Here is a 22953-nt window from a genome sequence, read left to right on the forward strand (position 1 = left end):
GCAACCATGCGAAAACTGATCACCATCCTCAACGCCATCATTCGAGACAATAAGCCATGGCAAAACGCTTGACTGATAAGACAGTCGCTCTCCCCTCGGGGAGAAGGGGACGGCAGGCGGATGAGGGGGTACCTGCCAAAAGCACGAAAATCCATGAATTCAAATCGGCCGTCCCTCATCCGACCCTTCGGGCTACCTGCTCCCCAAAGGGAGAAGGAGCTTACGGGTGCTCATCCGCCCCATACGCGATAGCCCTGCCGCAGGCGGGGTAAGGGTGAGGGTGAAGGGCCTCTACCTGCACGAGCTTACGCCGGTCACATTCAGGCCCGCCAAAACGAAGAAAGACCCGGCGGGAAAACCGGGTCTTTCCGTTTTCTGATCGGAGGTCAATACGGACGAATGCCGACTGGAGTTAGGGTCGGTACCCGACCGGCATCGGATCAGAACTTGCACTCGAAGCTGAGCAGGTCCGTCCAGTTGTCAGTGCCGTCCCATGAGCCGGGCCGCCGCGCGCTCGGCAACGGCGGGGAGATCGACAGTCCGAACCGCGCAGGCACGCGGCGCGGCAGACGCCTTCAGTGACGCTTTCCGAAATGCGCAGGCATCGCGACCGGTGCCACGGGCGCCTTCGCCGCGCGCTGGCCGGCAAGCTCAAGCCGCTTGTGCTCGAGGTGATAAGCATAGAGGAACTGCGCGGCGATGCCGAAGACGACATAGATGGCGCCGACAACGGAGCTCTTATTGGTCACGTAGAGAAGGACCTGACCGGCCATGGCGAGGATGGTGCCGGCAACGAAGATGTTCAGCGAATGCCGCCCGAGGATCGTCAGCGGGTGGTTGGCCGAGCGGCGCAGAAACGCCGAAATGGCGGGGATGCTGACGATCAGATAGGCAAGCGCCAGAACATGTAGCAGCCGCGGCAGCGACAGGAAGGTCTTGTCGAAGCCGGTGACGACGGTCGGCAGGCCAAGCATGGCAAGGTAGTCGCCAAGGATCCAGAGCTTGTCCGTCACCCAGATGAAGGACACGAGCACATAGGCGCAGGCCAGTGCGATCAGAACTGGATGGGCAGGGATTTGCCCGCCGCGCTTGATATGCATGCTGGCGACGAAACCGATGACGAAAAGCAGCTGCCAGGATAGCGGATTGAGGAACCAGAAGCCGTCAAGCAGTGTCGTATGCGGCGCGATGTAATAGATGCCGGACACCAGCCAGACGCCGACCGAAATTGCGAGCAGAAGCAGGGGATTCCTTGCCTCCAGCAGCATTATCAGTGGCAGCATGAGGAACAGGGCGCCGTACATGGGCAGAATGTTGTTGTAGCCGATCTGATGCCCGAGCGTCAGCAGCGCGGGAATGCCGCGCGCCGGGTCCATCAATAGGGCAAGGATATTCACTTCGCAGAGCAAGCCCTTCTGATGGAAAATCCACGCGCCGGAGATGAAGAGCACCAGCGTCACGAAGGTCGTGATCATATGCGCCGTATAGAGCGTGAAGGCGCGCCTGATCGCCTTCCATGCCATTTTCAGCCGATTGCCCGGAAGAAACCTCGTTCCGTAGGCAAGGCCGACGGAGATGCCGGAGATCAGTACGAAAGCCTCGGCGCCGTCGGAGAAGCCGAAATTCTTGGAGGTCAAATCCTCGAAAATCTGCCCCGGCACATGGTTGATAAAGATCATGATCAGAGCCAAGGCTCTGAGAACATCCAGTCGGGTATCCCTCTGAGAGACCGGCTTCGGCAAACTCACTTGTTGTGCCGGCACCGGGCTCATATTCGCCCTTGAATTCATAAAACTCTCCTGTTCCGACAATCAAATGCAATCGGGGCCAAAGAGTTCCCCCTTTGGCCCCGATCGTCGAAGCGAAACAGTGCAGAAACGCTACTGTCCGACCGGATAGCCCTCTTCGGGATGGGCGACCGCCCTATCATTGATCGTGACCGAGTATGTCGCTGCATCGGGCGCTTTTGAGACGGAAATGCGGTAATTTCCGCTCGGCAGTTCGATATCCGCCGCAAAGCCGTCCCAGTTCGAAGGCAAGGCCGGCTTGACGAAAAGTCGTCCGTTTTTCACGCGGATACCGAGAATGCCTTCGACAGCGACGCGATACAGCCAGCCAGCGGATCCCGTGTACCAGGTCCAGCCGCCTCGGCCGGTCAATTGTCCTTCACCGTAAATATCAGCAGCGACCACATAGGGCTCTACACGATAGACATCAGCCTGATCACGATCGCGTGCATGGTTGACCGGATTCAACATATCGAAGCAATGCCAGGCGTCATCGCCGCGGTTCATTTCCGCCAAGGCCATGACGACCCAGGTGGCGGCATGGGTATACTGGCCGCCGTTTTCACGGACACCCGGCGGGTAGGACTTGATGTAGCCTGGATCACGCGCCGACTTGGCAAAGGGTGGCGTGAACAGCCGGATGATGCGGTTTTCATCGTCCACCAGGTTCTCGAGAACGGCATTCATCGCCTTCTCGCCGCGCGCCTTGTCGCCTTCGCCGGAGAGAATGTTCCAGGACTGCGCGATCGAATCGATCCGGCACTCGAAATTCTCGCTGGAGCCGAGCGGGCTGCCATCGTCGAAATAGCCGCGGCGATAATGGCCGCCGTCCCAGCCCGCCGTCTCCAGCGCCTTGCGCAGTTCCGGCAGGTGATCCGACCAGCGCTTGACGCGCTCCTTGTCGCCACGCGCTTCGGCATAGGGCAGGAAGGCCGTGAGCATGCCGGCCAGGAACCAGCCGAGCCAGACGCTTTCGCCGCGACCCTGAATGCCGACGCGGTTCATGCCGTCGTTCCAGTCGCCGCCAAGGATCAGCGGCAGGCCGTTGCCGCCCTTGCGCTTGATCGCGAGATCGAGGGCGAGCGCCGCATGTTCGTAGACGCTGACCTTATCTTCCGACACCTTCGGCTGATAAAAGACGTCATGCGTGCCGGGCATCAGGGCGGCACCCTCGACGAAGGCAAGCTCCTCGTCGAGAAGCGACTTGTCGCCGGTGACCGTGCAGTATTGGTCGACGGCATAGGCCAGCCAGACGACATCGTCCGAAATATGCGTGCGCACGCCCGCACCGCTGCCCGGCAGCCACCAATGCTGTACGTCGCCTTCGCGGAACTGGCGCTGGGCGGCGTTGAGGATCTGGTTGCGGGCAAGCTCTGGCCTATGCACCAGGAATGCCAGCGTATCCTGCAGCTGGTCGCGGAAGCCGAAGGCGCCCGACGACTGATAGAAGGCGGTGCGCGCCATGATGCGGCAGCCAAGGCTCTGATAGGGGAGCCAGGCATTGATCATGTTGTTCATCGCCTTGTCCGGCGTCGAGATCTTCACATGGCCGGTGAAGCCGTTCCAGAACGCCTTGTTTTCCGACAGCACGGCCTCGAAATCAGCCTTGCGGATTTCCGAAACCAGGGCGCGGGCTTCCTCGACGGTCGCCGTGTCGCCCATGTAGAAGCAGATCTCCTTCTGCTCGCCGGCTGCGATCGTCACATCGAAGGCCAGAGCGCCGCAGGGGTCGCCGTCGAGATCGGTCGAGTTCGAAAGTGCGGCACCGGTAACGACGGCTTCCGGCATCTGGATCGTGCCGTGGCGGCCGATGAACTCGCGGCGGCTGGCCGAGAAGCTCGAATGCGCCTCGCTCGCCACCATGAAGGCGGTGCGCTTGAAGTAATCGATGCTGTAGGGGTTGTTGGCAAAGAGAGCACCCGTCTCCTCATCCAGCGTCGACAGGATGAAGGGCCTGGTCTTGTTCTGATTGATGCCAAGCACCCATTCCGCATAATTGTAGATCCGCAGCCGCCGGCTGCCGGCGCCATTGTTGCTCAGCCGCAGGCGGAAGAGCTTCACCGGACGCTCGCGATCGACGGTCTGCGTCAGTTCCAGCGCCACGCCGTCCTCTTCGCTCGAGAAGACGGAATAGCCGAGGCCATGACGCGCCTCGAAGCGAACCTTGGCATTGCGCGATAGGCCGGCATAGGGCGTCATCACCTTGTTGCCGTCGAGATCGGCGACATAGAGCGCCTCGCCCGGACGATTGATGACCATATCGTTGGTCCAGGGCGTCAGCTGGTAGTCGCGCGAATTGTGGCTCCAGGTGAAACCGCCGCCTTCGGCGGGCACATGGAAACCGAAACGCTCGTTGGCGATGACGTTGATCCACGGATGCGGCGTCGACTGGCCGCCGGACAGACGCACGACATATTCGCGGCCATCCTTGGAGAAGCCGCCATAGCCGTTCCAGAAATCGAGATCGTCCTGCGCCTCGAGAGGCTCGGCCACAAAGACCGATTCCGGCAGTGCGGCTGGCACGGTGAGACGATTGGCCGGTGCCGGCTCGTCGGACGGCGCAGCGGCGAAAAGTGTTGCCGCACGCGCGATCTGATCGACGAGCTTACCGTTGCGCGCATGGAAGATCACCCGCGATGCGGCAAGGATCTCCTGGTAGGTCTCGTTTTCGATCTGGTCCTTGCGAACCGAGAAGATGTTCTGTCGCAGGCCATCGCCCTGGTTGTGACGCACATGCTCGACGAGCTTGTCCAGCTCGCGCTGCATGTCCTGGGCCTGCTCGACAGCGCGCTCATTGACGATCACCAGATCGGCGCTGATGCCGCGTGAACGCAGATATTCCGCTGCCATCAGCGCTTCCCGGGCGATTTCGAGATCGATATCGTCGTTGATGCGCAGGGTGAAGATCGGGAAATCGCCCGAAATCGTCACCGGCCAGAGTGCGGACTGCGAATGCAGGCCGGCCTGCACCGTGGCGCCATCGGCGCGCAGGTGCATGTCTGGATAGACGAGATAGCGTGCGAGCTTCTGGAAGGCGGCCGCCTGCTGCGAGGTGACGCCGACATGGCGCATCTGCATCTGCGTGCGGGTCCAGGCCTGCGTGAGCTCGATGCCGAAGGTATCGGGATTGCGGTAACGCTCGACGGCCTTGTCCACTTCCTCGCGGTTCGGCGCTGCGATGGTCCAGAAGATCACGCTGACCTTCTTGCCGGCGGGCACGCGCACGACGCGGCGCAACGACAGGCAGGCATCCATGGTGAAGCCGTCCGTGCCGGAAAGCGTCGCGCCGGGATCGAAGGCGGCAGCTTCCGCAAGCGTGCGGCCACGGCCGAGGAACTTACGGCGATCCGTTTCGAATTCGGTCGGGCGTTCCGATCCGGCATTGTCGACGACCAGATGGGCGACCGACATGTCAGGCTCGTTATAATCGCGCTTGTTGCGCTCGGCGCGGATCACGTCGCCGCTCTTGCCGATCTCGGTGCGCACGAACATGCGCGTGAACACCGGGTGACCGGAATCGACATCGTCGCTGGCAAGTGCGGGTTCGAGGTAGGAGGTCACTTCGATGAAGCGGTCCTCCGTGCCCATATTGAGCAGCGTCACGCGGCGACCTTCGGCATCGTGCTCGGTCGCGACGATGCATTCGACATCGCTGGTGAGATCGCCGACGGTCTTGCTGTATTCGGCCTTCTCATCACTGAAGGAAACCTTGGCCTTCTCGCCCTCGATGCTGCGCGGCTCGGCCGTTGCCGACCACCACTGGCCGGAGGCGGTGTCGCGCAGGAAGATGAAGGTGCCCCAGCGGTCTTCGGTCGGGTCGGCGCGCCAGCGCGAGACCGTCAGGCCGTTCCAGCGCGAGTAGCCGGCACCCGTTGCCGTCAGCATGACGGAATAATGGCCGTTGGAGAGGAAAGCGAGTTCGCGATCCTGCGTTGCCGGATCGGCAATCTTGCGGATTTCCGGACGCAGCATGTCTTCCTGGATATTGGCCGGCTGGTCGCTCTCGTGCTTGGCGGCCATCACCGGAATATCGCGCGGCGCCTTTTCCTGCAGCAGCAGTTCAGCCGCTTCGATCACCGGATCGGCGTGGAAGAGCTCGCGCAGGCGGCCATTGAAGGCGACGTTGGCGATTGCGGCGATCGACATGCCATGATGGTGGGCATAGTAGTTGTAGACGACGGCGCACTTCTTGCCTTCCGGCACGCGGGTCGGCGTGAAATCGACGGCATCGTGGAAGCCGTAGATGCCGAGCGCGCCCACCTTGCGCAGCTTCTGCAGGTTTTCGAGCGCAGCCGCCGGGCGATACTGGCTGGCCAGGATCGAGGCATAGGGCGCGATGACGGCGTTCTGGCCGAGGCCGCGCTTCAGGCCGAGCGAGGGCACGCCGAAGTTGGTGTACTGGTAGTGCATATAGTGGTCGCGGGCATTGAAGGCCGCTTCCGAAATGCCCCAGGGAATGTCGGAGCCGAGACGCTTGGCGTAGTTCATCTGCTCCTGGACAACCAGATTGTTCGTCTGGTTGAGGATGCCGCCCTGACGCTCCTGCATGACGAGCGGCGGCATCAGATATTCGAACATCGAGCCGGACCAGGAGACCAGCGCGCCGCGCGAGCCGACGGGCACGACCTGGCGGCCGAGGCGATACCAATGCTCGGTCGGCAGATCGCCCTTGGCGATGGCGAAAAGGCTGGTCAGGCGGGCTTCGGAGGCCAAGAGGTCGTAGCAGGCGGCGTCCAGCTCGTTGGTCTCGACGCGGAAGCCGATGGAAAGCAGACGACGCTCCGGACGATAGAGGAACGCGTATTCCATGCCGAAGGCAAGCTCGCGCATCTGGTCGCGCAGCTTCGCCAGACGCTGGCGTAGCGAATCCACATTGGCGAGATCGAAGATGCTGTCGGCGATGTGGCCTTCACAAACCTTGACCAGCGATTGCGACCAGGTGAGCACTTCGCCGCTCTGCGTCGACTTCACTTCATGGTCGAGGTTTGCCGCGAGCTTCTGGATATCCTGCGCCAGCACCGAAAGGTTGATGACGCGGATGGAGGCGAACTCGTGCTCGCGCTTGACCGCGGCAAGCGCATTCTGGAAGCCGACAATGCGCTCTTCCAGACGGCGGCGCAGCGGCCGCACCGTCTTGCGGTCATCGGGAAGCTCGGCAAGGGTTTCTGCGAGGATGCCGGCAACGTCGCCGATACCGTCAAGGTTGCCCTGCATATGCGCCGATGGCGCTTCCGCCCAGATGCGGCAGGCCGACGAAACCGCGATCAGGTGGCCGGCGAAGTTGCCGCTATCGACAGCCGAGATGTAGCGTGCGCCCATCGGCTTCAGCGTATCGGTGTGATACCAGTTGCAAAGGTGCCCGCGGAATTTTTCGAGCTTCGCCACGGTCGCCATGGTCTTTTCCATGCGATCGATGGTTTCCTCGAAGGACGTCCAGCCGAAATGACGGGCCGAGATGACCGACAGCAGGTAGACGCCGATATTGGTCGGCGACGTGCGCGAGGCGACGACGGCATTCGGGGTCTGCTGCACGTTATCAGGCGGCAGATGGTTCTGCTGTTCGACGACGAAGGTCTCGAAATAGCGCCAGGTGCGGCGGGCGATCTTGCGCAGTTCGAACGACACGCTTTCCGGCACTTCCAGCCGGTCTTCGGTCTCGGCCGACTGGCTGACATACCAGGCGATCGCCGGCGACAGGACCCAGAGCAGCGCAAAGGGAATGCCGACGAAGAAGGCGTTGTCGCCGGAGAGCGAGGCGAAGGCCAGAGCCAAGAGCGCCAGCACGGGCGCATGCCACATGACGCGGTAGTGGCCGAGGATCGTCGTCTGGGCCGCTGCCTGGGCGCTGGCGGCGGTGCGCCATTGCAACATCAGTTTACGGCTGACGAAGGCGCGGTAGAGCGAGCGGCCGATGGCGTCGGCCATGATGCAGGCGCCGTCGGCAATGAAGACGATGCGCAGCGCGACTTGCGCATTGGCGGCACGGATGTCCGACCAGACGGTGTAGAGATGGGCGCGGGCGACGATATCGCTGCTGCGCGGAATGATGCCGTTGATGAGCGACAGCGTCGGCGCGACGAACAGGCAGAAGATCAGAAGAATCTGCCAGATGAGCGCCGCCAGCGGCTCCATGAAATACCAGCCGAGCACAGAGGCGAAGAACCAGGCGATCGGCGTCAGCGAACGACGCAGATTGTCCATCATCTTCCAGCGGCCGAGACCGGTGACGCCGCGCTTCGGATTGAAGAGATAGGGAAGCAGCTGCCAGTCGCCGCGCGCCCAGCGGTGCTGGCGCGAGACTTCCACTTCGTAGCGGATCGGGAAGTCTTCGACGAGTTCGCAGTCGGTGACGAGCGCGCAGCGCGCCATCGAGCCTTCAAGCAGGTCGTGGCTGAGAACGGCGTTTTCGTCGATCTTGCCCTTCAGCGAGGCTTCGAAGGCGTCCACATGATAGAGGCCCTTGCCGGTAAAGGTGCCTTCTTCGACCAGATCCTGATAAACGTCGGAAACGGCGAAGACGTAAGGGTCGAGACCGCGATTGACTGAGAAGACGCGCTGGAAGACCGACGCATCCTTGCCTGTCGTCAGCGACGGCGTGACGCGCGGCTGCAGCACGCCATAGCCACGTACGACGCGCTTGCTCTCGGGGTCGAAGACCGGGCGGTTGATCGGGTGATGCAGCTTGCCAACGAGCTTGGTGACCGTATCGCGCACCAGGCGCGTATCGGAATCGAGCGTCATGACATACTGCACGTCCTTCGGCACGATATTGGCGCCGGGCAGGAAGGTGGTGTCGCGGTCGCCGCGCAGCAGCATGTTCAGCTCGTGCAGCTTGCCGCGCTTGCGCTCCCAGCCCATCCAGGCGCCTTCGGATGGATTGTAGAGACGGCGGCGATGCAGCAGGTAGAAGCGCTGGATGCCGTCTTCATCGTAGCGGGCAGCCAGATTGGCCACTTCGCGGCGGGCGTAATCGAGGATTTCCAGATCGCGCTCGCTCTCTTCCTCCTGGCTGTCGGGCCAGTCGCTGAGCAGCGCGTAATAGATCTCGCCGCCCGGATTGGCGAGGTAGTGGACTTCGAGATTGCGCACGAGTTCGTCGACGCTGTCGCGGTTGCCGATCAGCGTCGGCACGACGACCAGCGTGCGGGCTTCTTCCGGAATGCCGTCCTTGAATTCGTAGCCGACCAGACGCGCCGGCGTCAGGTACATGGTGACGAAGAAATTGAAGAGGCCGGTGGCGCCTTCCGAAGCCGGCAGCGAGAACATCAGCAGCAGCAGGATGGTCTCGGCCCAGCCCATGCCGGCATGCCGCATGAAATAGCCGACGACGCCGAGCGCCACGACGGTCAGGAACAGCACCGGGGCTGCGATCGACAGCCAGTTGAGCTTGCGCCAATGGCGCACGAAGCTCACCGAAATCGGTGCACGGTAGCCGATCGCCTTTTCCAGCCTCTGGGTCTGCTGACCCATGATGAAATCGCCGATATTCGGCTCACGCGGCTGCCCTTCGCCCGATGCCTTGGCGGCCTCGGTCATCGCCATGGCGACCTGGGCGATCTCCATTTCGGTCTTGTCGGAACGGCGGGCAAGCTTTTCGATGCGACGGCGGTAGCTGTTGCGCGAGCCCGGATCGAGCTTGGCATAGTCGGTTTCGTCCCAGAGCAGCTTGTCGACGGCGCTGACCTCTTCGACCCAGACGGACCAGTCGGTATCGTCAATGAGACGCAGGCTCTTGATGATGTTGCCCATCGTCACATTGCCTGATGACAAGCGATTGTGCTCGGCCATCATGACGCTTTCTGCGTCGGTGCCAGCCTCGGCAAGCCGCTTCTCAAGCCAGGTGACGGCGAGGCCCGACGTGTGCGAACCGTCTCGCAGGCGATAAAGGAACTGCGTGGCGAAGGTATTGTCCGAGGTCAGGGGCTCGAGCGTCTTCAGGAATTCTTCGACCTTGGCGTCGTCGTTGAGACGGATCAGCTCGTCGACGGCGGCGTTGGCCTTCTTGCGCGTCATGCGGCTCTGCTCGACGCGGCTCGAAATACGGCGCAGGTTTTCGACAAGGATATAGCGCACCAGCGAGGGAACGGCCCAAAGCTCGCCGATCTTCAGCATCTCCACCGACTGGAAGCCTTCGACGAGCGCCAGCAGGCCCTGATTGGATACCGTGCTATGCGTGTGGGCGACGTAGAGCCAGGCTAGCGCCATGGTGCGCGGCATCACCATGCCGTCGATGGTCAGCGTCTGCAGCTGGTCATAAAACTTCTTCGGAAAATCGCGGCGGACTTCCTGGATGGCTTCTTCGATGATGTAGTGGTTATCGAGCAGCCATTCGGCGGCCGGCGTGATCGATTCGCCGGCATCGACATCGGCATTGGCCGAGCGATAGACGCGCAGAATCTCTTTCTCGTTCTCCTTGTGACGCGCGAAGAAATCGAAGGGCGCAAAGCCTGGCAGCTTGGTTTTCGCGCCGTTGCGGGCAAAAGTCGCGCCGCATTCCTTTATCTGCTCGTTGGAGAAATAGGCGGCGCGGATCGCATCGTTATGATCGATCTGCTTGGCTTCAGAATCGCGCGGCGTAACGGTGGAGAGATTTTGAGATGTCATGGATTCGGGTTCTGGGTCCAAACAGAGTGAGTGGCATTGTCGCCTTTATCGTCTTTGCCCTGCCCGACACAAGAATTCACGCATTTGGACCCTTTTGCTTCGCTTCCCGGCGGGCGAAGGGGGTGAATTCGAAGTGACGGCTTAGAACAATCAAACAGAGGCGAAGATTTTCACGGGGCCGTTGTTAAGGATCGTGGCGCTTTGCCATTATCCCGGTTGGGTGCCCGTGAAACTGGATACGCGGCCAAATGGTTCCGGCAGCGATCCGCACACGTCAACGACAATCGATCAAGGTCATGAGGCATTCTCCTTCGGCTGATGGATCCGCTTTCGGAAATTCAGCATGGTTCGGCATATTGAACCCTCAATATCCCGCAGAAGATGAACTTAAACTGAACCCCCTCAAAAGATTCGCAAATTCCTGTCGGGCGCATCGTTTTTACGGCAGCGCATGGTTGGTCTGAAGCCAACACGCCCAGGGAGAAGGCCGATCAACATGGCCCAGTCCCATGCCCGACACAAAAAAGACAGTCCCTTTCCCGATCCGGTAAAGCTCAATGCAAAAGATCGCTTGGCCCCTCCGCGCCACAAAGGCCTGGCTGCACCGATCGCCTTCGTGGATCTCTTTATATTTTGAGATGAAGTTTACTGTTTTCACACGGCATATTCCATCGGCCGGGCAAATTTTCTTTGCCCGGCGAAACTCTGCCAGTGAAACGAGATCGGAAGCTGCGCAACGAGAAAAGCGGCCAGTCTTGATCAACCGGACCCGCAAACCTCCTGATTTTCAAGAGATGGGCCGCGTCGGCCTCTCATCAGCGGCAGAACGAAACCGCCGCCCGGCAAAACGTTGCCTTAGACGACGATGCCGCAAACAATGGCCGCAACGAACAGGAATGCAGCCGAAAACAGGACGACATGAATCGCCGTTTGAATCTTTTGCCGCGTCTTGACGGCGCGCTTGGAACCATCGAACTGATTCACATGCGTATTCGAAATACCCAAATTCGCCATGTGTTGCCTCCGTTCGTTTTTTATATGTCTCGCGGGTCAAGCCCAGAAGACGGACATTCATACATTTCCTATCAATTAGGTAGAGATGAATTTCCGTCCAGAATGCGGCCTGAGAAAAATTAAACCATTGGATGTTGAGGACCCGAAAGATCGGCAACGCCTAATCAGCAGAGAATGCGGCGGGCCCAAATCAAGCTGCGCTCGATGGCGCTGGTATCGGCCGCCTGCTCTTCGGCAAGTCCGGCCTGGCGGCGGCAGTTTTCATCAGAAAGAGTAGCGGACCGTGCACCTTCCCGTTTCGCCGGGACCGGCGGATGAAGATAGCCCATGGTCATGCCACCCATGAAAAACATGCCTGCCTCCACTTAACGTCTGACCCCTTGATCAGGATCACGAAAGTTAACTGCCATTAACGAGATCATGACAGAATTGCGGCAGGTGTCAATAGTCTATACGATTGGTCGTGTTTAAGCGGCCCGTTCGTTAACGCGCCGCTGGGGCAAAAAGCCGTCCAATCAGACGCGGACAAACCCCTTGCTGGCGGTCATAAGATTGCGCGTATAGTCTTCCTTTACCTCGCCGGCTGCCAGCTCCTTCGCCGTCAGCCTCTCGACAACCGCGCCGTTGCGCATGACGGCCAGACGCTCGCACATATGGGTGATGACGCCGAGATCGTGGCTGACCATCACGAAGGTCAGTTGGCGGTCCTTGCGCACCTGTTCGAGCAGGTTGAGCACCTCGGCCTGCACCGAAGCATCGAGTGCCGAGGTCGGCTCGTCGAGCAGCAGGATCGACGGTTCGACGATCAGCGCACGGGCAATGGCGACGCGCTGGCGCTGTCCGCCGGAGAGCTGGTGCGGATAGCGAAAGCGGAAGCCCTTTCCGAGACCGACTTCGTCCAGCGCCCTGGCGATACGGGTCTCCGTGTCGCCGATCCCATGAATCGACAAAGGCTCCAGCAGCAGCCGGTCGATCGTCTGACGCGGATGCAGGGAGCCGTAAGGATCCTGAAACACCATCTGCACCTGGCGATAGAAGGTCTTGCTGCGCCTGGCACCCTTCAGCTGTTCGCCGCCGACCTGGATCTTGCCGTCGGTGACGGGCGCAAGGCCTGCAACGGCGCGCAGCAGCGTCGATTTGCCGGAACCGGACTCGCCGACCAGACCGAAGGATTCGCCCTTGTTGACATCGATGCCGACGGCATCGAGCGCATAGTAGCCATCATAGACGACGCTGAGGCCATCAACTGCGAGTGCTGTCGTCATGCCGCCCACTCCGGCTTGCGGTCGAGCACCGGCAGCGGATGCCTGTTTTCGCCGATGACGGGCATGCAGTTCAGCAGGCCGCGCGTATAGGGATGCTGGGCATTGTTCAATTCGGAAGCCTTGAGTTCTTCCACCACCTTGCCGGCATACATGACGATCACGCGATCGCAGAAGGACGACACGAGACGCAGATCGTGCGACACGAAGATCAGCCCCATGCCGCGCTCGGAGACGAGCTTGTCCATAATCTCAAGCACATCGAGCTGCACCGTGACGTCGAGCGCCGAGGTCGGCTCGTCGGCAATCAGCAACTCCGGCCCGGCGATCAGCATCATGGCGATCATGACGCGCTGGCCCATGCCGCCCGAAACCTCGTGCGGATGCAGGTCGTAGACACGGCCGGGATCACGGATCTGCACGGCTTCGAGCATGGCCAGCGCGCGGTCCCGCGCCTCCGCTTTGCTCACCTTCTCATGCGTTCGCAGCGTCTCGGTGATCTGCTTGCCGATGGTCATGACGGGATCGAGCGAATATTTCGGATCCTGCAGCACCATGGCGATGCGCTTGCCGCGCAGCGACCGGCGTTCTCTCGCCGAAATCGACAGGAGGTCGATACCGCTGAAGTTCAGCTTATCGGCAGTGACGATGCCGTGCGGCGGCGTCAGCCCCATGATGGCGCGGCCGGTCTGCGACTTGCCGGAGCCGCTCTCGCCGACGATGCCCAGCCGCTCGCGGCCAAGCGTGAAGGACACACCGCGCACGGCGTCGATGACTCCCGTGCGCGTCGGATAGCGAACCCTGAGGTTCTCCACGGTCAGAAGCGTCGTCATTGCCCGCTCTCCTTCGGATCAAGCGCATCGCGCAGGCCGTCGCCGAGCAGGTTGAAGCCGAGGCTGACGATGAGGATCGCAATGCCCGGCATGGCCGCCACCCACCATTGATCGAGATAGTATTTGAAGCCGCTCGCAATCATGACGCCCCATTCGGGCAGCGGCGGCTGCGCACCAAGCCCGAGGAAGCCGAGACCGGCAGCCGTCAGGATCACGCCCGCCATGTCGAGCGTCACACGGACGATCACCGAGGAGATACAGAGCGGCATGACATGGCGAAAGATGATACGCAGGGGCGAGGCGCCCATGAGCTGCACGGCGGCGATATAGTCCGATCGCCGCACCGTCATTGTCTCCGCCCGCGCCAGACGTGCATAGGGCGGCCACGAGGTGATGGCGATCGCGATGACCGCGTTCTCGATGCCCGCACCGAGCGCGCCGGCGAAGGCAAGCGCCAGCACCAGCTTCGGAAAGGCGAGGAAGATATCAGTGATGCGCATCAGGATCACATCGACCCAGCCGCCCATATAGCCAGACACCATGCCGATGATCAGCCCGATCGGCGCCGAAATGATCGCGACCAGGATGACGATGTAGAGCGTCCAGCGAGAGCCGTAGATGAGACGCGAAAGGATATCGCGGCCGAGATCGTCGGTGCCGAGAAGATAGCCCGGCGTGCCGGGGGGCTTCAGATAGGCGTTTGTCAGATCGCCAATGACCGGCGAATGCGGAGCGATGACATCGGCAAGCGCCGCCACGAGCACGAGCGCGATGATGATTGCAAGCCCGATCACGGCAAGGCGATTGGCGGAGAACTGTCGCCAGGTGACGTAGGCACGTCCCAATCTCGCCTGCCGGCGCGACTGCGGCCGATCGGAGAGCAGCCAGTCCCTCAAGCTGGGTTGGATGGTCTCGACAGTCATTTACGTCGGGTCCTTGGATCGAGCGTCCGATACAGAAGATCGGAAATCAGGTTGATGCCGATGAAGACAGTTCCGACAACGATCGTGCCACCGAGAACGGCGTTCATGTCGGCATTGCGCAGCGAACTGGTGATGTAGAAGCCGATGCCCGGCCAGGAGAACACGATCTCCGTCAATACGGAGCCCTCGAGCAGCCCGGCATAGGAAAGCGCGATCACCGTGATCAACGGCACGGCGGCGCTGCGAAGGGCATGGCCCCATATCACCCGCGTTTCGGAAAGACCCTTGGCACGGGCCGCAACGATATATTCCTGACCTAGCTCGTTCAGCATGAAGCTGCGCGTCATGCGGCTGATATAGGCGAGCGAGAAATAACCGAGCAGCGATGCCGGCAGGATGATGTGGCGGAACACGTCCCAGAAGACGTCCCATTGTCCCTGCAGGGCGCTATCGAGCAGGAAGAAGCCCGTGATCGGCGTGAAAGTATATTCATAGGCGATGTCGATGCGGCCGGGATAGGCGACCCAGTTCAGCTTCGCATAGAAAATGACGAGCGAGACCATGGCCAGCCAAAAAACCGGCACGGAATAGCCGACAAGGCCGATCACGCGGACGATCTGGTCGATGATGCTGTTGCGGCGCACGGCGGCAAGCACGCCGAAGGGAACCCCGAACACGGCGCCGATGATCGTGCCGACGGTCGCAAGCTCCATCGTCGCGGGGAAGACGCGCTTGATGTCGTCCATGACCGGATTGGTCGTCAGCACGGACGTGCCGAAATCGCCGCTGAGCGCGCTCAGCAGATAGTAATAGAACTGCAGATAAAGCGGCTCGTCGAGATGCATCTCGCGCCGCAGGCGCTCAAGCACCTGCTGCGGCGCGTGATCGCCGGCGATCGCCAGCGCCGGATCGATCGGTATGACGCGTCCGATGAAAAAGGTGACGGCGAGAAGGCCGAGATAGGTGGTGACGGCCACGACGAGGAATCGCAGCAGCCCCATGAAAAAGGGAGCGGCACGGCCCTTTTTGGGCCGCACCTGCATTTTCCGTTCGACAGTGCTCAAAGAACTAATCCTGCCGGATCATCACTTGGAGATCGGCCAGACGAAGTTGTTGTCGAAGCTCGGACCAAGCTTGAAGTCCTTCACGTCCTTGCGGTAACCGGCGACTTCCGTCTGCTGATAGAGGATGATGAAGGGGCTCGCTTCCAGGAATTTCTTCTGGATGTCCTGATACATGGCACCGCGCTTGGCCGCATCGCCTTCGAAGAGCGCAGCCTTGGCTTCCTTCTCCAGTTCGGGAGAGGTCCAGGTGTTGCGCCAGACGAGCGTCTTGTTGCTGCTGGTATCGGAATTGTCGTCGTTGGTGGTGAAGGTATCGGCGTTGGAATGGGGGTCCCAATAATCCGGGCCCCAGTTGCCGAAGTAGATATCATGATTGCGGGCACGATACTTGGTCAGCTTCTGCTTGCCGTCGCCGGGGATGATCTCCACCTTGATGCCGGCCTGGCCGAGCGTCTGCTGGATCGCGGTTGCGATGCCAGTATCGGGCTCGATGCTGCGCACGTCCATCGTGATCGAGAATCCATCCGGCAGGCCTGCCTTGGCCAGCAATTCCTTGGCCTTGGCGACGTCGAGCTTGAACGGATTCTCATCCAGCGAGCCGAGCATGCCCTTCGGCTCGAAGGTCTGGTGGATCTCGCCGATACCCTTGATCAGCGTCTTGCCGATGGCATCGTAGTCGACCAGATACTTGAACGCCTGCTGCACTTCCGGCTTCGCCAGATTGGCGTTTTTCTGGTTGAGGCTCATATAATAGATGGTGCCCTTCGGCGCGCTGGTCGAAGCGAGCTGTGCATTCTTCTCGACAGCCTGGAGATCGGTCGGCGAGAGGTTGCGGGCGATGTCGATATCGCCATTCTCAAGCGCCAGGCGCTGCGCAGAGCTTTCCTTCATAAAGCGGTAGATGACGCGGTTCAGCTTCGCCTTTTCGCCATAGTAGTTGTCGTTGCGCTCCAGCACGACGGCCTCGTTGGCACGCCATTCGCGCAGCTTGAACGGGCCGGAACCGGCAAAGCCTGTTTTCAGCCAGCTGTTGCCGAAATCGTTGTCATATTTGTAATCGGCGGTCGGCGTTGCCGGCTTCACATGCTGCAGGACCAGCTTCTTGTCGACCACTTCGGCAACGGTTGCCGTCAGGCAGTTCAGCACGAAGCTCGGCGCATAGGGCTTGTCGACTGTGAAGGTGAAGGTGTTCGCATCGGTTGCCTTGGCCTTCTCCGTCACATTGTCGCCGGTCAGGCCGAACTGGGTGAGAATGAAGGCCGGGCTCTTGTTGAGCTTGACGACGCGCTCGAAGGACCAAGCGACGTCCTCGGCCGTGATCGGGTTGCCGGAAGCAAACTTCAGGCCCGGCTTCAGCTTGAACGTATAGGTCAGGTGATCGTCGGAAACCGACCAGCTCTCGGCGAGGTCACCCTTGATCTTCGACGTGTCATTGATGTCGAGACGGACGAGCAGGCTATAGGTATTGCCGGTGATTTCGGCAGCCGACAGTTCATAGGCTTCGGCCGGGTCCATGCTCAGAATGTCGTCGAAGGCAAACCCCTCGACCAGCGTATCCTTGGGCGTCGCAGCATATGCATTCGGCGCCGCCATCAGCAGAAGCGAGAGAGCCACGCCGGCAGAAAGTGCGCGGAAACCGCGGTTCATCTTAGTAATCATCATTGTTTTCATTCCCCTTTTTAAAACTCTACACGATATCGGCACGCACTTTACCGGCTGCCTTCCTTCCAGGCGGACGCCAGGACGCGAAGCCAGTTCTCCCTGCACAGCTTTACAAGATCGGCCTCACCATAACCAGCGTTCCGAAGGGCTTCAATCAGCTTTTGATTGCCTGCTGCATCGCTGATTTCAGCCGGAATCGTCGCACCGTCGAAGTCCGATCCGAGGCCGACGCAGTCGATGCCGACATGTCCCACGAGATGATCGACATGCCGAACCATCGCCTCGATCGGCGTATCGGCATCCGAGCGCGCATCGTCGCGCAGCATCGCCGTCGCATAGTTGAGGCCGACAATGCCGCGGCTCTCCTTGATGGCATCGAGCTGCTTGTCGGTGAGGTTGCGCGCGACCGGCGTCAGCGCATGGGCATTGGAATGGCTGGCGACCAGCGGCTGGTCCGAAGTCTTTGCGACATCCCAGAAGCCCTTTTCGGTGATGTGGGCGAGATCGATGAGGATGCCGAGCTGATTGCAGGCGCGCACCAGCGCGAAGCCGGCTTCGGTGAGGCCAGGTCCGGTATCCGGCGAACTCGGATAGGCGAAAGGCACGCCATGGGCAAAGACATTGTTCCGGCTCCAGACGGGGCCAAGCGAGCGCAGGCCGGCGGCATAGAAGGTTTCGAGTGCTACGAGATCGGCATCGATCGCTTCGCAGCCTTCCATATGCATCACGGCAGCAAAAACGCCCTTCTCCATGCAATCGCGGATTTCCGCGGTGGAGCGGCAGAGCTTCCAGGCGCCGGCGCGGTCGAGCCGCAGCGCGATCGCAGCCATGTCCAGCGCGATGTCGAGAGACGGCGCCCGCTCCAGCGGAGCCGCGAGCGGCGTGGCATAATGGCCGTTGCTATCGGGATCGGCAAAGACGAGATCTCCCGACGGAATGTAGATGGCGCAGAGCCCCCCGGCCAGGCCGCCGGCCTTGGCCCGCGGCGCATCGATATGACCGCTCGAGGTCCCGTCCCGGAATTCGGCGATCGGGTCGGCGCCGTCGCGCGCGTGATGCCAGAGCCTCAGGAGAACGTCGTTGTGACCATCGAATACGGATTGCATTGTCTATCCCGGATGAAGCGCTCGGGTGAGCGAATGGAAAGCGGCCAGAATAGAAAAGCTGACAGGATTCGCCATACCCAAATGAAAAAAATTTGCATTTGCATGGAATGGCATCGTCAAATGGAAAAGGCGGGGTAAAAACCCCGCCTTGAGAGCATGTTAGAACGCTGATGATGTGTCGGGCATTTCAGCGCTTGGCCCGCTTCTTCTGGCGGTAGACGTCGATGGCAACGGCCGCGACGATGATGAAGCCCTTGGCGATTTCCTGGTAATAGGCATCGACGTTGAGGAAGGTGAAGCCGGAGATCATGACGCCGAGAATGACCGTGCCGATCACCGTGCCGGCGATGCGCCCGACGCCACCCGTCAGCGACGTGCCGCCGATGACCGCAGCCGCAATCGCATCCAGCTCATAGTTGACGCCCATGCCGGCCTGCGCCGTCTGCACGCGGGCAGCCGTGATGATGCCGGCAAGGCCTGCCAGAAGCCCGGCAATTGCATAGACCTTGACCAGATGCGCCTCGACATTGATACCCGATACGCGCGCCGCCTGCACATTGGCGCCGATCGCATAGGTGAACTTGCCGTAGCGTGTGTAGCGCAGCACGACATGGAAGAGGACCGCGATGATGAGGAAGACGACGACCGGCCAGATTCCCGACCCGATGAAATTGAACTGGTCGGTCAGGCCCGAGATCGGCTGGCCTTTCGTATAGAGCTTCGACAGGCCGCGGGCCGAGACCATCATGCCGAGGGTCGCGATGAAGGGCGGGATCTTCGTTTTCGTGATCAGCTGGCCATTGATGTAACCGGCAAGGAGGCCGATCAGCAGGCCGATGCCGATCGGCACGAAGAAGGGCATGTCGGTCAACGCCGGATAAACAGCCCTTGCCCATGTCGACGACTGGGCGAAGCTCGCGGCGACCATGGCCGTCAGGCCGACGACCGAGCCGGATGACAGATCGATGCCGCCTGTTATGATGACCTGCGTCACGCCGACCGAGATGATGCCGATGACCGAGACCTGCAGGATCATGATCTTCAGGCGCTGGAGATTGAGCAGGAAGCTCTGGCCCACGAAGATCCAGCCGAGGATCTCGCAGAGAAGCGCGATGCCGATCAGCACCAGGAAGATGCCGAGTTCGGGCGGCACGCGGCGACGTCTTGGCCGTGTGACCGCCGGAGCGGTCGCCTCTGCAACTTTGCTAACCATGGTTCAATCCTCCCTTGCGATGATTGGCGGCGTCACTGCGCGGCCAGCTCCATCACCTTCACTTGAGTTGCGTCCGCACGATCGAGGAATCCGGTGACCCGTCCTTCATGCATGACCATGATGCGGTCGCTCATACCGAGCACCTCGGGCATTTCCGACGAGATCATGATGACGGCGACGCCGTTGCGCGCCATCTCGGTAACGAGACGATGGATCTCGGCCTTGGCGCCGACATCGATGCCGCGCGTCGGCTCGTCCAGGATCAGAATGCGGGGATTGGTGAGCATCCACCGGCCGATCAGCGCCTTCTGCTGATTGCCGCCGGAGAGATTTTCGATGCGTTCGTCGAGGTTAGGCGTCTTGACGCGCAACTTCCTCGCCATTTCCTCGCAGGCCTCTTCGATCGCCCCCTCCTGCACGAAGCCACCGCGCACGAACTTGTCGTGCAGCACGGCCACCTGCATGTTCTCGAGTACGCTGAGGATGAGAAGACAGCCCGTATCCTTGCGGTCCTCGGTCAGGAACGCCATGCCGTGCCGGATCGCGGCTGCCGGCGAGGAGACCTCGGTCTTCTTGCCGAAGAGCTCGATCGTACCGGACGAGGCGGGCGTGACGCCGAAAATGGTCTCGGCAACATTCGACCGACCCGATCCCACAAGCCCGGCAACGCCGAGAATCTCGCCGGCCCTGACATCGAAGGAGACATTGGAAAAGACGCCGTCGAGGCTGAGATCCTTGACCGACAGAACGGTGTCGCCGATCGGCACCTCCTCTTTCGGAAACATCTGCGTGATCTCGCGGCCGACCATCATGCGGATGATGTCGTCGCGGGTCACATCGGTCGACGCGTGCGTTCCAATATATTTGCCGTCACGAAAAACCGAAAACTCGTCGGCAATCTCGAACAGCTCGTTCATCTTGTGGGTGATGTAGACGATGCCAATGCCCTGGGCGCGCAGGTCACGGATGATCTGGAAGAGGTGCGCCACCTCGCGCTCGGTCAACGCCGAAGTCGGCTCATCCATGATCAGCACGTCGGAATTATAGGAGACCGCCTTGGCAATCTCGACCATTTGTCGGCTCGCGACCGAAAGCTCGCGCACCTGGATCTCAGGATCGATGGAAATATTGAGGCGCTGGAAGAGCTCCTCGGTCTTGCGGCTCATCTCCGCATGGTCGACGAGGCCAAAACGGTTCTTGGGCTCGCGGCGGATCCAGATATTCTCCGAAACGGTCATGAAGGGCATCAGGTTCAGTTCCTGATGGATCATGGCGATGCCGTTTTCCAGCGCGTCGAGCGGTGACTTCAGCCGGATTTCGACACCCTTGAGGCGTACCTCACCCTGGTCAGGAATATAGATGCCGGCAAGGATCTTCATCAGCGTCGACTTGCCGGCGCCGTTTTCACCCATCAGCGCATGCACCGTTCCACGCTTCAGGCGGAAGGAAACGTCGTCGAGGGCGACCACGCCGGGAAATTCCTTGCGGATGCCTTCGGCGCTCAGCAGATAGGCGGCATTGGGGACAACGCCGCTGGCGCGCACCGCCGCCATGGTGGATGGGCTGACAACCATTTTTCCCTCCCGGGCAGATCGGATTTCAAAGGATGCGGGCTTTCAAGCCCGCATCCGTCGATCATTTTCGTCCTCAGTTCTTCTTGACGAAGTCCTTGACGTTGGCCGGCGTGACGAGCTGGAAGGGAATGTAGACCTTCTTCTCGATCTTATCGCCCTTGGCGAGCTTGAGTGCGGCATCGACTGCACCCTTGCCCTGGCCGGCAGCATCCTGGAATACGGTAACCTTCAGGTCGCCGGCCTGCATGGCGGCAAGCGCATCCTGCGTGGCGTCGACGCCGGCAACGACGATCTTGTCCAGCGGCTTGCCGGCAGCCTTCAGCGCCTGGATGGCGCCGATTGCCATTTCGTCGTTATTGGAGATGACGGCATCGAATTCGAGACCGCTGGAGAGCCAGTTGGTCATCAGGTCGGCGCCCTGGGTACGCTGCCAGTTGGCGGTCTGCTCCTGAACGATCTTGATGCCCTTGCACTCGTCGGTCGCGACGACATCGTGGACGTCCTTGGTGCGCATGCGGGCAGCCTGGTTGGAAAGCTCACCCATCATAATGACGGCCTTGCCCTTGCCACCCAGCAAGCGGCAGACTTCCTTGGCTTCCAGCGTACCGGATTCCTGCTCATTGGAAGCAACGAAGGCCTGCTGGTCCGGAAGGCTGTCGACGTTTGCCGGCTCGCGGTTGACGTAAACGAGCGGGATCTTGGCATCGGCGGCGAGCTTGGAGATGGCAGCCGTTGCGTCGGTATCGACCGGGTTCACGATGATGGCATCGACCTTACTAGCGATGAAGTTCTGGATCTGGCTCTGCTGCTTGGCAATGTCGTTCTGGGCGTCTTCGACCTGCAGCGTCACGCCCTTGTCCTTGGCGTAGTCCTGCATGCCGTTGCGCAGAACGGTCAGAAAGTTGTCGTCGAAGAGAGCCATCGAAACGCCGATGGTTTGGGCGTGGGCAGCGGTCGACAGCAGGAGAGCCATCGCAGAGCCAAGGATAAATTTCTTCATGTTTTCCTCCCAGATAAGGTGCCCGGCCACACCCCTCCTAAATGCCGGAGCCCCCAGTCTCGACTGCGGGGCCTCTATTCAATTCAGCCGCCACTCCCATGGCGGCCACATCGAAAACGGAACAAACAAACCGTAAAATTCATTATGCGGAATATTCATTCCATTTTTCAGGACAAAGGTCAACAGCAAAATCTGGGCGGGTCGCCGGACCGGCAAAGACCGGTTTTCTCGTCGCGGCCGCTGCAAGATTGGATGACCAAACCTACATACGGGCACCCGGCACCATGGAACGGTTATTCCATTGACACGGGAACGGAATAGAATGCAGACGACCAACCGGCCGCGCCCGCGGCCCGCAATGGAGAACACACATGCCCTCGATGTACAGTTTCTCGGTCCCCGTCTTCCAACGCGGCCTCCAAAACCTCTCCGCCTATCTCGACAAGATCGAAGCCCATGCCGCGGAAAAAGGCATTGCAGCGGAGGAATTGGTTTCCGCGCGCCTGATCGACGACATGCTGCCGCTCTCCGGCCAATATCAGCGCGCCTCCGATACGGCGAAACTCGCCATTTCCCGTCTCGCCGGCATCGATGCGCCGCGCTTCGAAGATAACGAGACGACCGTCGCCGATCTGCGCGAGCGCCTGAAGAAAACGCAGGATTTCCTCGCGACGATCACACCGGCGACGATGGAAGGCACCGACACACGCGAAGTGACGATCACGCCTGGAGGCAACAAGATCGTTTTCAAGGGCGAGGATTATCTGGCAAAATTCGCGCTGCCGAATTTCTTCTTCCACGTCACCACGGCCCACGACATCCTGCGCAGCCGTGGACTGTCCGTCGGCAAGATGAACTATCTCGGCTCGTTCGGCTAAAGAGCAATACCGGGAAAAGTGCGTAGCGGTTTT

14 protein-coding genes are annotated in these 22953 nt (G+C 60.7%); 1 reads left to right on the plus strand and 13 read right to left on the minus strand.

Annotated features, from left to right (window positions below):
* Nucleotides 1-575: 575 nt before the first annotated feature.
* The 13 genes from GA0061103_RS34340 to GA0061103_RS34395 all read right to left on the minus strand — a co-directional run bounded on the left by GA0061103_RS34340 (nucleotide 576) and on the right by GA0061103_RS34395 (nucleotide 22042).
* The gene (locus GA0061103_RS34340; protein ID WP_167376699.1) at nucleotides 576-1772 is read right to left on the minus strand and encodes an OpgC family protein; all 1197 of its coding nucleotides are present in this window, start codon (nucleotides 1770-1772) and stop codon (nucleotides 576-578) included.
* A 108-nt stretch (nucleotides 1773-1880) separates the two neighbouring features.
* Nucleotides 1881-10391 (minus strand): glycoside hydrolase family 94 protein, encoded by an 8511-nt coding sequence (locus GA0061103_RS34345; RefSeq protein ID WP_092720414.1) that lies wholly within the window; start codon nucleotides 10389-10391, stop codon nucleotides 1881-1883.
* 855 nt (nucleotides 10392-11246) lie between these two features.
* A complete protein-coding gene (locus tag GA0061103_RS35220; RefSeq protein ID WP_167376698.1) occupies nucleotides 11247-11405 on the minus strand; it encodes a hypothetical protein in 159 nt (52 codons plus the stop codon).
* A gap of 164 nt (nucleotides 11406-11569) precedes the next feature.
* Entirely contained in the window at nucleotides 11570-11758 is a 189-nt protein-coding gene (locus tag GA0061103_RS34350) for a hypothetical protein (RefSeq protein WP_092720417.1), read from the minus strand.
* 162 nt (nucleotides 11759-11920) lie between these two features.
* Nucleotides 11921-12670, minus strand: a complete 750-nt coding sequence (locus GA0061103_RS34355; protein WP_092720474.1) for an ABC transporter ATP-binding protein — start codon at nucleotides 12668-12670, stop codon at nucleotides 11921-11923.
* A complete protein-coding gene (locus GA0061103_RS34360; protein ID WP_092720419.1) occupies nucleotides 12667-13500 on the minus strand; it encodes an ABC transporter ATP-binding protein in 834 nt (277 codons plus the stop codon). Before GA0061103_RS34360 ends, GA0061103_RS34355 begins: the two co-directional genes overlap by 4 nt.
* On the minus strand, nucleotides 13497-14423 hold the full coding sequence (locus tag GA0061103_RS34365) for an ABC transporter permease (protein ID WP_092720421.1): 927 nt from the start codon (nucleotides 14421-14423) through the stop codon (nucleotides 13497-13499). Before GA0061103_RS34365 ends, GA0061103_RS34360 begins: the two co-directional genes overlap by 4 nt.
* Nucleotides 14420-15487, minus strand: coding sequence for an ABC transporter permease (locus tag GA0061103_RS34370; RefSeq protein WP_092720423.1), 1068 nt, complete (start codon nucleotides 15485-15487; stop codon nucleotides 14420-14422). The genes GA0061103_RS34365 and GA0061103_RS34370 overlap by 4 nt, the downstream gene beginning before the upstream one ends.
* 21 nt (nucleotides 15488-15508) lie before the next feature.
* On the minus strand, nucleotides 15509-17149 hold the full coding sequence (locus tag GA0061103_RS34375; RefSeq protein ID WP_092720425.1) for an ABC transporter substrate-binding protein: 1641 nt from the start codon (nucleotides 17147-17149) through the stop codon (nucleotides 15509-15511).
* A 47-nt stretch (nucleotides 17150-17196) separates the two neighbouring features.
* Entirely contained in the window at nucleotides 17197-18255 is a 1059-nt protein-coding gene (locus GA0061103_RS34380) for a dipeptidase (RefSeq protein WP_092720427.1), read from the minus strand.
* 187 nt (nucleotides 18256-18442) lie between these two features.
* Nucleotides 18443-19468 (minus strand): ABC transporter permease, encoded by a 1026-nt coding sequence (locus GA0061103_RS34385; RefSeq protein ID WP_092720429.1) that lies wholly within the window; start codon nucleotides 19466-19468, stop codon nucleotides 18443-18445.
* Nucleotides 19469-19500: 32 nt separating this feature from the next.
* Complete coding sequence (locus tag GA0061103_RS34390; protein ID WP_092720431.1) at nucleotides 19501-21042, minus strand: sugar ABC transporter ATP-binding protein; 1542 nt, start codon at nucleotides 21040-21042, stop codon at nucleotides 19501-19503.
* A 73-nt stretch (nucleotides 21043-21115) separates the two neighbouring features.
* Nucleotides 21116-22042 carry a sugar ABC transporter substrate-binding protein gene (locus GA0061103_RS34395; protein ID WP_092720434.1) on the minus strand — a complete coding sequence of 309 codons (927 nt, stop codon included), beginning with the start codon at nucleotides 22040-22042 and terminating at the stop codon, nucleotides 21116-21118.
* A 371-nt stretch (nucleotides 22043-22413) separates the two neighbouring features.
* Between GA0061103_RS34395 and GA0061103_RS34400 the strand changes: the two genes are divergently transcribed.
* Nucleotides 22414-22920: a DUF1993 domain-containing protein gene (locus GA0061103_RS34400; RefSeq protein WP_092720437.1), complete on the plus strand. Its 507-nt coding sequence runs from the start codon at nucleotides 22414-22416 to the stop codon at nucleotides 22918-22920.
* Nucleotides 22921-22953 lie beyond the last annotated feature (33 nt).

Origin of the sequence: Martinezella multihospitum (assembly GCF_900094585.1) — a bacterium.
GTDB classification, from domain to species: domain Bacteria; phylum Pseudomonadota; class Alphaproteobacteria; order Rhizobiales; family Rhizobiaceae; genus Rhizobium; species Rhizobium multihospitium.

Excerpts from the sequence above, each read along its gene's own strand:
- GA0061103_RS34390 (WP_092720431.1), bottom strand. The coding sequence starts at position 21,042 with ATGGTTGTCAGCCCATCCACCATGGCGGCGGTGCGCGCCAGCGGCGTT.
- GA0061103_RS34395 (WP_092720434.1), bottom strand. The coding sequence starts at position 22,042 with ATGAAGAAATTTATCCTTGGCTCTGCGATGGCTCTCCTGCTGTCGACC.
- GA0061103_RS34375 (WP_092720425.1), bottom strand. The coding sequence starts at position 17,149 with ATGATGATTACTAAGATGAACCGCGGTTTCCGCGCACTTTCTGCCGGC.
- GA0061103_RS35220 (WP_167376698.1), bottom strand. The coding sequence starts at position 11,405 with ATGGCGAATTTGGGTATTTCGAATACGCATGTGAATCAGTTCGATGGT.
- GA0061103_RS34350 (WP_092720417.1), bottom strand. The coding sequence starts at position 11,758 with ATGTTTTTCATGGGTGGCATGACCATGGGCTATCTTCATCCGCCGGTC.
- GA0061103_RS34340 (WP_167376699.1), bottom strand. The coding sequence starts at position 1,772 with ATGAGCCCGGTGCCGGCACAACAAGTGAGTTTGCCGAAGCCGGTCTCT.
- GA0061103_RS34345 (WP_092720414.1), bottom strand. The coding sequence starts at position 10,391 with ATGACATCTCAAAATCTCTCCACCGTTACGCCGCGCGATTCTGAAGCC.
- GA0061103_RS34385 (WP_092720429.1), bottom strand. The coding sequence starts at position 19,468 with ATGGTTAGCAAAGTTGCAGAGGCGACCGCTCCGGCGGTCACACGGCCA.
- GA0061103_RS34400 (WP_092720437.1), top strand. The coding sequence starts at position 22,414 with ATGCCCTCGATGTACAGTTTCTCGGTCCCCGTCTTCCAACGCGGCCTC.
- GA0061103_RS34380 (WP_092720427.1), bottom strand. The coding sequence starts at position 18,255 with ATGCAATCCGTATTCGATGGTCACAACGACGTTCTCCTGAGGCTCTGG.
- GA0061103_RS34360 (WP_092720419.1), bottom strand. The coding sequence starts at position 13,500 with ATGACGACGCTTCTGACCGTGGAGAACCTCAGGGTTCGCTATCCGACG.
- GA0061103_RS34365 (WP_092720421.1), bottom strand. The coding sequence starts at position 14,423 with ATGACTGTCGAGACCATCCAACCCAGCTTGAGGGACTGGCTGCTCTCC.
- GA0061103_RS34355 (WP_092720474.1), bottom strand. The coding sequence starts at position 12,670 with ATGACGACAGCACTCGCAGTTGATGGCCTCAGCGTCGTCTATGATGGC.